Raw genomic sequence first — 13,240 nt, forward strand, 5'->3', positions numbered from 1 at the left:
AGGTAGTGAGGTAGATTACACGAATGCTGAGATTCCGGTCACGGCTCGCCCCACAATCAGAGAATTGATTTCATAGGTGCCCTCATAGGTGTAAAGAATCTCGGTATCCGCCATGAGTTTGGAGAGCTCATGTTCGCTAAGAATTCCGTTACCGCCGCCAATATTGCGCCCTGCGGCAGCAGATTCCCTAGCTAAGCGAGTGGTTGTGGCTTTGACCAGCGCAGAATAGGGCATTTCTAACTGGCCTTCTTCTTGTAAGCGGGCTATCTGCGTCATCATGGATAGCGATGCAGTAGCGTTGCCAAGAATCCTTACCAGGGCTTCCTGAATAAGCTGAAATTTCGCAAGCGGGCGGCCAAATTGTTGCCTGGTCACGGCGTATTCTCTGGCTCGGTCAAAAATTCCTAGCTGGATTCCAGCGGCTTGCCACCCCACCCAGGCGCGAGAGCTGCAGAGAAAGTCATTGGTGTTAGCAAAGGTTTCAGCTCCGGGAATGAGATTGTCATGGGGGATGCAGACATTGTCGAAGATGATGTCCGCGTTTTGCATTATCCGCAGGCCCATCTTCCGGGAGATCTTCGTGCTCGATACCCCAGTGCGATCCATCTCAACGATAAAGCCTTTAATGGCGTCATCTGCCAAGTCACGAGCGAAAACAATGGCGAAGTCGGCGAAAGTACCTGCCCCGATCCACCGTTTCGCACCATTAATAATCCACCCGTCGGCAGTCTTTTCGGCCGTCGTAGACAGTCCACCGGAAATATCCGAACCGTGCTCTGGTTCGGTTAACGCAAAACACCCCACGTGACGGAATTTCTTTAATCCATCGATCCATTGCTCCTTTTGGGCGGGGCTACCCAAGTCATTAATGAGCCCTAAGACCAGTTCATTATGGATCCCTACCAGGGCAGAGAGGGAAACGTCTGCACGAGTGACTTCGGCATAAACCAAACCCCGGAATAAGTGTGAGGTGTCCGACGTCTGGATTTCACCTAGTCCATATTCTGCCAAGGCGGGGAGAAGCTCAAAAGGGAATTCCTCGCGGTCCCAATAGTCAGCCACTACGGGGCGAATTTCGATTTGGAGAAATTCGTGAATGCGCTGAAGCTGTTGAGCTTCGGCCTCAGAAAGCTGGTCTGCTACTCCAAGAATGTCTGCGTGGGGATACTTAATATTCTGGAAAATAGCGCTCTGGGGGTGGTCACTGCGTAAAATAGGCGGCATGGTGAAAAATTCTCCCAACGTGCATCCAAAAGATAGACTGTACGATTTTTCTAATCAGAGTACACCTAAATGTGTTCACCGTCACTAAAAATATCGGATTTCTTTTTGGAAGTTCCCCTTAAAATCTAGATTGAAGAGGATATGACACTGTGGTGATTGCTCCCGCGACAATGCCCTTAACGCCACGTCAGAGAGAACTTTTTGGCGCTCTCCTGAGAGATTTCGAAGCTGAAGGCTTTGAGAAATTTACGATCGAAAGCGCGACGAAGCGTTATCGCTGTTCTAAGAGCACTATTTATGGGATTGGAAGCACCAGGGATGAAATCATCTCACGCGTACTGGTCAGTTATTTCAAAGAGCTGGCTCGCAGGACTACCCCGCAACTGAATAAGGTGAGTTCTTATCGCGCGGCTTTAGAGGATTATTTTACCGCGATCACTGTTGCTCTTTCCCCAGCTAGTCCGCAGTTTATGTTTGATCTTGCCCATGAACCAGTAGCCCGGAAAATCTATGATCTCAATACCCAAAAGGCCTATCAGATCATCAGTGATCTACTGGAGCGGGGGGTTGCTGCCGGGGAATTTTCGGTGGAATCTATCCCCTTTGCGTCGCGGCTTATTCAGCGCAGTCTAGAGGATATCCAACAGGGAGTTTATGTCGACACTCTGCCGACGACGGAGGCGTATCATGCTTTGGGGCAAATTATTTTGAACGGCTTGAAACTCTAAAATAACCGCTTGAACTGCGGTTATCTTGGGTTTTGTTGATGGGCCAGTGGCTTGAAGCGGGGGTGGGCGAGAAAAAAGTCCAAAAAGGTGTGGAATTTATTTTGACGTCAAATTATAGTGGGGTGGGACGCAGATCACATTGGTTGCAAGTCACAACTTTAAGACCACACTTTTGGCCCCTGTGCCGTCGTCTCACCCACCCACGTGGTCTTCCATCTGGCATGCGTCTTCATTCCCTTCGTCTGAGGAGCACCATGACTACGGTTACTGAAAAATTCCTAGCCGCGCGCGACTATCTTGTTCAGCACCGCGTGGAGTATGACACTGCCCGTCGCGAATTCCAATGGCCGCATTTTGACTATTTCAATTTCGCCACTGATTGGTTTGACTATCTTGCTCAACATCCGGAGTCTGCGGATCGGAACGCCTTGATTATTTGTGAGGCGGACGGAAGCAGCTGTCGTCGAACCTTTTCCGAGTTATCTCAACGTTCGTGCCAACTTGCGCGGTGGCTGAGTGATCAGGGTGTTCAGCGTGGCGACCGGGTCATGCTGATGCTGAATAACCAAGTGGAATTATGGGAATCCATGTTGGCCTGTATCCGGGCGGGTTTTGTGCTGAATCCGGCTACAGCCATGCTGGGTGCTGCTGATCTTCAGGAGCGCACTGAGGCGGCAGAGATTAAATGGGTCATTGTCAATCATGATGATGCGCAGAAATTCCAGGATGTCACCGGTGAGTTCACAGTCATCCAAATTCAGGATGGGGACGTTGCCCAAAGCGCTCACCCCACCCTGTTTTATTCGGAGTCTTACCAGGCAGACACTCATTTTGAGTTAGAACAACCCACTAGTGCTGATGAATCACTGCTCCTATATTTCACCTCGGGCACTACCTCGAAAGCCAAACTTGTGGAGCACACCCATACTTCTTATCCCGTGGGGCACCTCAGCACCCTATATTGGCTGGGTTTGGAGCCAGGGGATATTCACCTTAACGTCGCTGCTCCTGGATGGGCTAAACACGCCTGGTCCAATTTCTTTACCCCGTGGATCGCCGGAGCAACCGTGTTTATCTATAACTACACCCGCTTTGACGCATTAGCCCTGATGGACAAAATGCAAGAAGAAGGCGTGAGTAGCTTTTGTGCACCCCCTACAGTTTGGCGAATGCTTATCCAGGCAGATCTCTCAAGGTTGAAAACTCCGCCAACCAAGCTTATTGCCGCCGGGGAGCCGCTTAATCCGGAGTTATTTAATACCGTTAAGAAGGCGTGGGGTGGTGAGTTGAGAGATGGTTTTGGGCAGACTGAAACTACTGTGCAAATTGCTAATACTCCTGGCCAGCCAGTAAAACCTGGATCCATGGGGAAGCCCTTGCCCGGGTATGAGATTGTTCTCAAAGATCCAGCCACTGATGCCTTGGGCGATACGGGGGAAATCTGTATTCAGCTAGATCCTCGTCCAGTGGGGTTGACCCCCGGATATGCCAATGCTCCGGAAAAGAATACGGAGGTATTCCGGGATGGTTATTACCATACCGGTGATATAGCGGAGCGGGATGAGGATGGATACATTTTCTATATTGGCCGGGCCGATGATGTGTTTAAAGCCTCGGATTATCGACTGTCGCCTTTTGAATTGGAATCTGTTGTTATTGAGCATCCCGCTGTTGCCGAGGTTGCGGTTGTTCCTTCTCCGGATCCCATTCGTTTGGCGGTGCCGAAGGCCTATATTGCGTTGACTGCGCATTTTAAGCCGACGGCAGAAACAGCGGAAGCTATTTTGAAGCATTGTCGGGAAAATCTTGCGCCCTATAAGCGGATCCGGAGGCTAGAGTTTTATGAGCTTCCTAAGACCGTGTCGGGTAAAATTCGCCGGGTTGAACTGCGGAAGAGGGAAACGGAGATTCATGCTGAGGATGGAGGTAAGAACACGGTGTCCAGCGAATATGCGGATAGTGATTTCCCTTCCCTTAAGGGTTAGAATACTTCAGCGTTGGTTCCTCGCCCAGCCTTGTGTTTTGCCCCCCAGCACCCTAGTTGGCCTAAGGAGACGCACATTATGCCCCAGCCCAGCCATCGTTCTCTGACCGCGACAAATTTCGATGCGATCGCGGAAGGCCAACGCCAGTGGGCCAAGCGTCATTCTCGTGCAGCAGCAGAAGGGCTGGCCACGATAAGTTCGACGGTGCGGGCTGCGGATATTTTATGGGGCGGGGCTGAGGAAGCCTTGAAGCCGTTTGGCATTACCTTTAATCAATTTGAGCTGCTTACGGTCCTGATGTATGCCAAGTCCGGGGCTTTATCTATGAACAAGATCAGTACCCGTCTGCAATTGCCCCCGGCCTCATTAACGCACGCAGTAAGCCGGCTGGAAAAACTAGGACTTTTGCAACGGATCCCTAATCGGGAAGACCGCCGTTCTGTCCTCGTGATGGTGACTGATCAAGGTATTGCCTTAGCTGGTGCGGCAACCCCGCAGGTCAATAAGTACTTTGAAAATATTGGACTCGATGCTCAAGATCAGGCACAGCTGCGTGCAATTGCCGCGAAGCTGCGTCGAAAAGTCGGTGACGTCGTGGAATAGCCCCGCCCGTTGTCACGGGAGGGGCTGCCTTTCTTTGAGGGCCTAACGGTGATTAAACTCCGCCTCACGCTTTTCGGCGAAAGCAGCCATACCTTCCTTCTGATCCTCAGAAGCAAAGATGGAATGGAAAGTTCTCCGTTCAAAGAGAAGCCCTTGCTGGAGGGTTGTCTCATACGCTGCATTGATCTGTTCTTTGATCATGCTTGTAGCAACGAATGATTTCGCCGCAATAGCGGTTGCTGTTTCTAGGGCCTGGTCCACAAGTTGCGCAGCCGGAACTACGCGTGCCACGAGACCACTGCATTCAGCTTCCGTGGCATCCATCATCCGGCCGCTCAGGCACATCTCCATAGCTTTAGCTTTGCCAATAGCACGGGTGAGACGCTGCGATCCACCCATCCCAGGGGTAACTCCCAAATTCACCTCAGGCTGCCCAAATTTCGCACCATCACCAGCGATAATGAAGTCACACATCATGGCCAGCTCACAACCGCCGCCCAGGGCATAACCATTAACGGCGGCAATCAGCGGAGTGCGTACTCGGGTCAACCCCTCCCACCCGGCGAACCAATCACTCAGGTACATATCCGTGGCAGTTTTGCTCACCATTTCCTTAATGTCCGCCCCCGCAGCAAAGGCCTTATCCGAGCCGGTAATCACGATGGCCCCGATATCAGATCGCTGATCAAATTCTTGTGCGGCAGCTACCACCTCTTCCATGGTCGCTTTATTCAGTGCATTGAGAGCTTTGGGCCGGTTCAGACGAATAAGGCCAACCCGGTCATGAGTTTCGAGGAGAATATTGTCATAGTTGCTCATGGTGTTCCTTTCTTAGCTAAACTGCGGCGGCGTGAACGTCGAGCCTGTTCTCGGGCAAAGCATTCGTACAGCAAGTTCTTCTGGTACAGCTTCCAGGCTCTGATAAGCCCACCGAGGTTGTCGGTCCTTATCGATAATTTGAGCCCGTACCCCCTCTACGAACTCTCCCTCCAGCATCAGGTTCATCGACGTCCAGAACTCCGTGCTTAAAGCTTCTGCTAAGTCCTGGTGTTCTGCTTTATCCAGGGCGTAGCGTGTGGTTTTAATCCCTAGCGGAGAATGAGTACGAATCTTCTTAGCTGCTTTCGCCGCCCAATGCTCAGGGCCGTGAGCTCGGGCGAGGGAATCTAGTCGGAGAAGAGTTTCTTCCGGGCTAGCTGCGGAATACACCTGCACCATTTCGGCGCGGTCGTCACCAAAACCAGGGCCGATCTCGCGGGAGAATCGCTCAATGACCGCAGCATTACCAGAGAAGATGAGAGCTTCAGTCAGGGCCTCAAGTTGATCTTCTGGCACATAGTAGTCGGCAAATCCCAGGTCAATGGCTTCGGCGGCAGCGACGTGGAGAGAGGTATATGCCAGATGGCGGCCTAGGCGATCCGCGGAGCGTGCAAGCAAGAAAGTACCGCCCACATCAGGGGCGAAACCAATGCCGACCTCAGGCATTCCAAGGCGGGTGGAGTCTGTTACAACGCGGTGGGAGCCATGTGCGGACACCCCGACTCCGCCTCCCAGCACTATTCCATGCATCAGTGCCACGTAGGGTTTGGGGTAGGTGGCGATGAGATAGTTCAATTCATATTCGTTGCGGAAAAACTCGGCGCTGTTGAGTCCGGCGTCTACGGACTCATCCTTGACGTCCTGGTATAGGGTAGCAATATCACCACCTGCACAGAAGGCACGTTCCCCGGCGCCGCGCACGATGACGAGGGCAATATCGTCATCCTCTCGCCAGGTTTTGAGGGCGACGCTCATCTCTTTCACCATGTCTAGGTTTAGAGCATTCAGCGCCTTGGGACGGTTGAGAGTGATAATTCCTGCTTTTCCCTCAGTAGTAATCACTACGTGTTCAGACATCTTTTTGATTAACTCCTCCGCGGATTTAGTTCTCGAGCAGCAAGGCTTCACCTTGCCCGCCTCCGCCGCAAAGGGCAACTCCGGCGCGTCGAGCCTTATTCGCCTTAATCTGGTGGGCGGCGTGGACAACGAGCCGGGCACCAGAGGCTCCGATAGGGTGTCCCAGCGCAATTGCTCCGCCGCACGCATTAATGAGGTCCGGATCAACCCCTAATTCATGAGCGGAGTGAACTACCACCGCGCCAAAGGCTTCATTGATCTCAATCAAGTCGAGGTCTTTAGCTTCCCATTGCTGCCTGGACAGTGCCGCCTGGAGAGCGTGAGCTGGCTGAGCTTGCAGTGAACTATCCGGACCGGCGACCTGCCCCACAGCCCGGAGAGTGGCAAGAATATCCAGGTTATGGGTTTCGGCATACTCTCGCCGACATAGCACCACCGCTGCAGCTCCATCGGAGATCGGTGAAGCATTACCAGCAGTAATACTTCCGTCCTTAACAAAAGCAGGGGACAATGACGCTAAGGACTCTTCGGTCACACCGCTGCGAATACCTTCATCTTGATTCACGCACACCGTATTCTTGCGATGCTTTACCGATACTGGGATGATTTCATCTTCAAATATTCCGTCCTGGGTAGCAGCTTCTGCTCGTTGGTGAGATAAAGCGGCGCAGTGGTCTTGCTCGGCGCGGGTGACAGGGTAGCGTTCAGCATGACGCTCAGATAACTTGCCCATCGAAATGTCAAGGTCAGCGGCCCGCAAACCATCATGAGCAAGATGATCTATAGCTTCCCAGGAACCATATTTCTGACCCTGACGAGAACGTGGAAGAAGGTGCGGGGATAGGCTCATGGATTCCATTCCCCCGGCGACCACCACTTCAGCTTCGCGGGATCGTAGCAGCCGAGCAGCATCGATGATGGCGCTCAGTCCAGAAAGGCACACCTTATTGACCGTGGTGGTATGTGCTCGAGGCGAGATTCCCGCGCTGAGTGCGGCTTGTTTCGCGGGGTTTTGACCCACACCGGCCTGAAGCACTTCGCCCATAATCACCGCGTCAACTTGATCGCCGCTGACCTGGGATTTTTCCAATGCCCCGCGGATAGCGATGGCCCCCAGCTCAGTGGCTGGCAGAGTGGATAAAGCTCCCAAAAATTTTCCGAATGGGGTTCGTGCGGCCCCCACAATGACGATGTCTTGTTCGGCACTCATAATATTCATCCTGTGCAGTCCGAGTGAAAGATATGTACAAACCTTCTTAGGATCGTACACCTATGACGTGACGCTGGCCACTATTTATTACGTTGAATTTAATAGAGCGCTTTAAGAATCAAAGCCTACACCGAAAGCGTCAAGCATTTTCAACCAAGGTCCACGGCGGCCGTGCTGCTGATCAGAGCGGATTAATGCGCGAGTAGTTAGTTGGATTCCTAGCCAGGCAAGAGGTTCCGGTGGGAACGGTAGGGGCTTTTGCCGTACCATCTCCAGTTCACAGAGGGGGCTGGGGTTGTCGCTGAGGAGGTCGAGCATTACCCGTGCCGCGAATCGAGAAGCGCCAACTCCCAGACCGGTAAATCCGAGGGCAGAGACAACTGCGCCGCCGTGAGAGGAATGGAAGAAGGGGAAAAACCGAGTGCAGGTGTCAATAGCGCCGCCCCACGCATGACTAAATTTCACCCCGGATAGCTGAGGAAAGGTGTGGTGGAAGTGCGTAGCCAGAGTTGTAAAAGTGGCCGAGCGCTGATCAAAGGCCGGTTTTATGCGTCGACCAAAATGATAGACGGCATCCCAACCGCCCCAAAGGATCCTGTTATTTGGAGTAAGACGGAAATAATGGAATTGATTTCCGACGTCTGAAATACCCTGTCGCCGAGACCAGCCGATAGCTTCAAGCTGCTCTTGGGTGAGTGGCTCAGTGGCGAGAACATAGTCATAGACCGGGACGGTATGAAAGCGAAGCGCAGGGATCAGCGAAGGGAATACATTGGTGCCCAGAATCACCTTAGCGGCACGGACCTCCCCGGTTCGAGTCTCCACTTTTATTCCCCAGGGGGTGGAACTGACCTGTGTGACCAAAGAATTTTCAAAGATGTCAACACCCAGATCAGTGATGACCCGAGCTAATTCCCAACACAATTGGGCAGGGTTAACCAGAGCGTTTCGCTGGGTATCCCACAGACCACCCAAGAAGAGAGGAGAATCAATATGTTCTTTGAGGGCAGTTTGATCCAACCAGTATTGGCCGTTATCGGGATCATGAGCAGACGCTAATTCACGCTCTTGATGAGGATGCAAAGCCACCATAATTTCTCCGCTGCGCTCAAAACCGCAATCCATCTGGTAACGAGCAATAGTGGCCTCGATCTCAGCGAGATTTTCCATTCCCAGCTGCTCAAGGACATCCACCTCATTAGGAAGATGCTTTTTGCCATTGTCATATCCGTGAGTCAAACTAGCGGAACAAAAACCGCCATTTCGTCCCGAAGCTGCCCAGCCTACGGTATTTGCCTCGATGAGAATGACTCGACGATCAGGCTGTTGCTCCTTCGCTAATAAAGCTGCCCATAGCCCGGTGAATCCTCCACCAACGATAACGAGGTCGGCGCTATGGGCTCCAGACAAACTAGGACGCGGTTCGGGGCGTCGAGGATCATCGAACCAAAGGGGGATAGAACTGGCTTCGGCCAAGGAAGCCCTGACATCTAGCTTGGGGTATAAGGATTGAGTACTCATCTTAGGCTCCCGCCATCGTAGAAATCACTGATTCAGTTGACGCGCCACTTCGACGCAGCACCACCCCCACGCATGCCAACGCCAACAAAGTTAAGCCCAGCATGATGGTAGACATGGCCGCTACCTCAGGTCTGAGGGCCACTCGCACAGCTGAGAAAATATATACCGGCCATGGGGTATAGCCAGGCTGCTGGACAAAGCTAGAAAGAATGGTGTTATCCAGGCTCAAGGTAAAAGCCATGAGACCACCGGCCAGGATTCCGGGAGCCGCGATAGGTAAGGTGATGTCCTTGAAAACATGCCAAGGAGCTGCGCCGAGATCTGCGGCGGCTTCCATGACTTGCCGATCAATTCCCGTCATCCGAGCTCGAACAATGAAGGTCACCACAGCTACCGAAAACATGGTATGGGCAATGATCAATCTCACGAGCCCGTTATTCATAGGAGTTAACCCAGCATCAACTCCCAAGGTGACGAACCAGGGAAGAAAGGCAACACCGTCAACAATCTCCGGAGTAACCAAGGTCAACACCAATACTGCACTAAGCCCTAGTGCCCACCACGTTCCTCGAGGAGCATGGGCTAAGGCCACCCCGCCGATGGTGCCTAGCAGTGCTGATAAAGCAGCCGAACACACCGCGACAAGGAGAGACGTCACCACGGAACTGACAATCACATCATTATTGATTGCTCGGACATAGGCGCCCACCCCGAAGCCATTCCAAGAAGCCAAGATATTGCCAGAGTTAAAGGAGTATACGACGATGACGGCGATGGGGAAGAAGAGGAAAATGAAGACCAGCAACCCCCAGATATTTAATAGTGCTTTCATTAGTGGGCTCCTTCAATCACATCAATGGCTTGAGACCGACGCATAATGGTGCGAATTAGCCACCCCAGTACAGCTGCGAGAAGGATGACGCTGAGGGTGGCGATAATGAGGGTGACTGCCATCGCAGAACCTAAGGCCCAGTTTTGCGCAGTGGTGAATTGTTGGGCGATAACTTGTCCGATCATCGAACCACTGGCTCCGCCCAGGACGCTAGCGGTGACGTAGTCCCCGGTGAGGGGAATGAATACGAGGAGACAGCCGCTTATGATTCCGGGTTGAGCGAGCGGCAAAGTGACGTAGCAAAATGTTGCAATCCGCCCAGCTCCCAAATCATAACTCGCTTCTCTTAACGTTGCTCCAGCTCGATCTATGGCGACGAAAAGCGGAAGAATCATGAGCGGTAGGTAGTTATATACCACGCCTATTTGCACGGCATTACGGGTGTAGAGCAGATCAATGGGATGGCCTAAAAGGCGCGAGATAATGCCTTCAGGGGATAAAATCACATGCCACCCAATTGTTCTGACCAGGAAATTTGTCCAAAATGGCACCATCACTAGGGCTAGGAGCATACCTCGCCAACGAGGTGGAACCTTAATCGCTAGCCAATAGGAAAACGGCAGAGCAATAAGTAGGCATAATAAGGTGCCGGTAATTGAGATTCGAAGGGTGTGGAGGAAGGTAATAAACACCGGGCCGTGAAGGACCTCACGATAGTTGGTGAGGGAGAGGTGATCTGTTGCTACTGCAGAAAACTCATCTGGTTTGTAGCCAAAGCTGTAATAGAGCACCATGGCTACCGGGATGAGGAAGAAAAATAGTGCATAAGCCCAGGTGGGGAAGGAGAGAGCTGCTGGGCCGAGGGTGTTGGGTAGATATTTCTTTCTCAAGTTATTCATGTTCCACTCCTTGTTTGAGCGGCGCTAAAGATATCAACTCGGGTGGACATCGTCTCATCATGGACACACTCGACTAGCCGGTTAAGGATTTGTTCATCTGGGAAAATCAGTTCGGGAAGCTCAAAATCTGCTGTCTCGGGTTGATCTTGGGAGGGGTGGTTATGCAGAATGGCTGCTCCGGTGGAATATCCGATATAGTCTACTTCTGATAAGACATTATCGGGCGTGAGAATGTCGTTGAGGAAAGCATGGGCTGCATCCGGGTGTGGAGCCCCGCGGGCGATACACCAGACGTCGTACCATAAATTTGCGGTGGGGGTGGGGAAGACAAATTTCCATCGATCAGGGTCCTTGGCGTTCAAGATTCCTTGGCGAGCATCTCCATTGAAGGCGTGCATCAGCACAAACCCGCCTTGAGACATGGCTGTTGCTGCGTTGCCGATATAGGCTTTGACATGTGGCGCAAGCCCGTCGACCACAAGGTCTCGGCATTGCTTCAAGACCCCCGGATCGGTGGTGTTGAGGTCCTGATTTTTAGCACCTAAAGCAATGGCGACCACTTCCCAGGCATCCTCCAATAATGCGACCTTCCCCGACGCTTCGCCTTGAGCTAGCTCCACAAAGTCCTGCCATGAGGTAGGGGAGCCCTGGATACTTAAAGAGTCATAGATGAATCCGGTGGTTCCGAAGCATTTACAAATCGAATAGTCATTATTCTTATCCACCGATAAATGCCGGAATCGGGGAGCGATCAGGTTGAGGTTGGGCAATAAATCATGATTAAGTGGCTGCAATAAATCATGCTCCACCATCTGCGGCAGCATATAGCTAGAGGGGACTACGATGTCATATCCCGAGGTTCCACGGGAAGCAGCTAGCTTGGCAATCAGTTCCTCATTGGAACCATAAGAATCCACGTGAACCTTAACGCCAAAGCGCTGGCCAAAGTCAGCAAGGACCTCCGGGTCATCGTAATCACCCCAGGAATAGATATTTAATTTGTTTTCCAGCTGGCCGTCGGTGCTAGTAGCTGGGGCCATGCGACGTTCAGCAGTGCAGCCTTGAAGTGCGTTGCTAAACAATAATCCAGAACCCAAGATCATCCCTCGAAGCAGTTGGCGACGGCTGATGCGGGGAGCAAGAACTCGGAACTGTGATTTAGTCATGATGGAACACCTGCACTGCGTCCTCAGCCCAGCTCACTGTGGCGTAATCCCCTTCAGAAATATCCGGGGTTGTTCGAGCCGGAACTCGCACTAAAATTTCATGACCATCGCGGAGGCGAACTAGGTAGGCAACGGCATCACCTCGGAAAGATTCGCCAATGATAATGCCGCCCACTTCATTGGTATCGCTGCTGGGATTCCCCGCCCTGATTTTCATATGCTCCGGGCGGATTGCTGCTAAAACCTTGTCCGCTACCTGGTAGGAAGGGTGGTGGCCGGACACTTTGAGAAATTCTCGTTCACCTCGAAGGATCAAGCTATCGGAGTTTCGCTTTATGACGGTGGCGGGAACAAAATTTTGGGTACCAATAAAACCGGCGACAAATTTATTGGCGGGGTGCTGGTAGATCTCCTCGGCGGAACCCACTTGCTGCACAATACCTTGGTTAAGGACCACAACACGATCACTCATAGCTAGAGCTTCTTCTTGGTCATGAGTAACAAAAAGAAAAGTTAGCCCCAGGTCGGTATGTAGCCGGATCAATTCTAGCTGCATCTCTTCTCGAAGTTTGCGGTCTAGGGCACTCATCGGCTCATCGAGAAGCAACACCGTAGGTCTATTGACCAGTGCGCGAGCCAGCGCTACTCGTTGCTGTTGCCCACCGGAAAGCTGCTGAGGTAGGCGGTTAGCAAGATGATCCATCTGCACCAGCTCTAAAGCCTCTTTGATTCGTGGAGGCATTTCTCGACGCGGCACTTTGGCTCTTTTGAGTCCATAGGCCACATTTTCCGCCACGCTCATGTGAGGGAAAAGGGCATAGGATTGGAAGACGGTGTTTACCGGTCTGCGATAGGGGGGAAGCGCAGTTAAATCCTTGCCATCTAGCTCAATACGTCCGGCGGTAGGTTGTTCAAAACCTGCAATCATCCGCAAGAGCGTGGTTTTCCCGCAGCCTGAGGGGCCTAGAAGAGAAAGAAATTCGCCACGATGGACGTCGAGGTGGACATCGGAAAGAGCGGTGACATCTTTGTACTTCTTTTCTACATGGTCCAGCCTTAACACTGGTCTATCTGGTGTTGTCATGGCTTTCCTTTAATTACGTGTGTGAACAGTTAGATGTTCCACTGGTAAGTGAATGTCGTTCATTATTGTCCTGGTCACATTATGGCATGATC

General features: G+C 52.1%; 12 protein-coding genes. 3 read left to right on the forward strand and 9 right to left on the reverse strand.

Annotation, left to right across the window (positions count from 1 at the left end; genetic code table 11):
* Positions 1-15: 15 nt before the first annotated feature.
* The gene (locus tag GP475_RS00590) at positions 16-1,224 is read right to left on the reverse strand and encodes an acyl-CoA dehydrogenase family protein (RefSeq protein WP_187974748.1); all 1,209 of its coding nucleotides are present in this window, start codon (positions 1,222-1,224) and stop codon (positions 16-18) included.
* Positions 1,225-1,373: 149 nt separating this feature from the next.
* On the opposite strand from GP475_RS00590, the gene GP475_RS00595 reads away from it, so the two are divergent.
* The 3 genes from GP475_RS00595 (at position 1,374) to GP475_RS00605 (ending at position 4,540) form a co-directional block, all read left to right on the forward strand.
* Entirely contained in the window at positions 1,374-1,952 is a 579-nt protein-coding gene (locus GP475_RS00595; RefSeq protein WP_316932480.1) for a TetR/AcrR family transcriptional regulator, read from the forward strand.
* Positions 1,953-2,206: 254 nt separating this feature from the next.
* On the forward strand, positions 2,207-3,937 hold the full coding sequence (locus tag GP475_RS00600; RefSeq protein WP_187974749.1) for an AMP-binding protein: 1,731 nt from the start codon (positions 2,207-2,209) through the stop codon (positions 3,935-3,937).
* Between the two features lie 78 nt (positions 3,938-4,015).
* Positions 4,016-4,540 (forward strand): MarR family winged helix-turn-helix transcriptional regulator, encoded by a 525-nt coding sequence (locus GP475_RS00605; RefSeq protein ID WP_187974750.1) that lies wholly within the window; start codon positions 4,016-4,018, stop codon positions 4,538-4,540.
* Positions 4,541-4,582: 42 nt separating this feature from the next.
* On the opposite strand, the gene GP475_RS00610 is transcribed toward GP475_RS00605, so the two are convergent.
* The 8 genes from GP475_RS00610 to GP475_RS00645 form a co-directional block, all read right to left on the reverse strand.
* A complete protein-coding gene (locus tag GP475_RS00610; protein ID WP_187974751.1) occupies positions 4,583-5,359 on the reverse strand; it encodes an enoyl-CoA hydratase in 777 nt (258 codons plus the stop codon).
* A gap of 12 nt (positions 5,360-5,371) precedes the next feature.
* Complete coding sequence (locus GP475_RS00615; RefSeq protein WP_187974752.1) at positions 5,372-6,436, reverse strand: enoyl-CoA hydratase/isomerase family protein; 1,065 nt, start codon at positions 6,434-6,436, stop codon at positions 5,372-5,374.
* A 25-nt stretch (positions 6,437-6,461) separates the two neighbouring features.
* Positions 6,462-7,646, reverse strand: a complete 1,185-nt coding sequence (locus GP475_RS00620; RefSeq protein ID WP_262485208.1) for an acetyl-CoA C-acetyltransferase — start codon at positions 7,644-7,646, stop codon at positions 6,462-6,464.
* Positions 7,647-7,757: 111 nt separating this feature from the next.
* Positions 7,758-9,167 carry an NAD(P)/FAD-dependent oxidoreductase gene (locus GP475_RS00625; protein WP_187974754.1) on the reverse strand — a complete coding sequence of 470 codons (1,410 nt, stop codon included), beginning with the start codon at positions 9,165-9,167 and terminating at the stop codon, positions 7,758-7,760.
* Between the two features lies 1 nt (position 9,168).
* On the reverse strand, positions 9,169-9,999 hold the full coding sequence (locus GP475_RS00630; protein WP_187974755.1) for an ABC transporter permease: 831 nt from the start codon (positions 9,997-9,999) through the stop codon (positions 9,169-9,171).
* A complete protein-coding gene (locus GP475_RS00635; protein ID WP_187974756.1) occupies positions 9,999-10,898 on the reverse strand; it encodes an ABC transporter permease in 900 nt (299 codons plus the stop codon). Before GP475_RS00635 ends, GP475_RS00630 begins: the two co-directional genes overlap by 1 nt.
* Positions 10,895-12,064 carry a polyamine ABC transporter substrate-binding protein gene (locus GP475_RS00640; RefSeq protein ID WP_187974757.1) on the reverse strand — a complete coding sequence of 390 codons (1,170 nt, stop codon included), beginning with the start codon at positions 12,062-12,064 and terminating at the stop codon, positions 10,895-10,897. Before GP475_RS00640 ends, GP475_RS00635 begins: the two co-directional genes overlap by 4 nt.
* Positions 12,057-13,148: an ABC transporter ATP-binding protein gene (locus GP475_RS00645; protein WP_187974758.1), complete on the reverse strand. Its 1,092-nt coding sequence runs from the start codon at positions 13,146-13,148 to the stop codon at positions 12,057-12,059. The genes GP475_RS00640 and GP475_RS00645 overlap by 8 nt, the downstream gene beginning before the upstream one ends.
* Between the last annotated feature and the right edge of the window lie 92 nt (positions 13,149-13,240).

It is taken from the genome of Corynebacterium poyangense, assembly GCF_014522205.1.
Classification (GTDB): domain Bacteria; phylum Actinomycetota; class Actinomycetes; order Mycobacteriales; family Mycobacteriaceae; genus Corynebacterium; species Corynebacterium poyangense.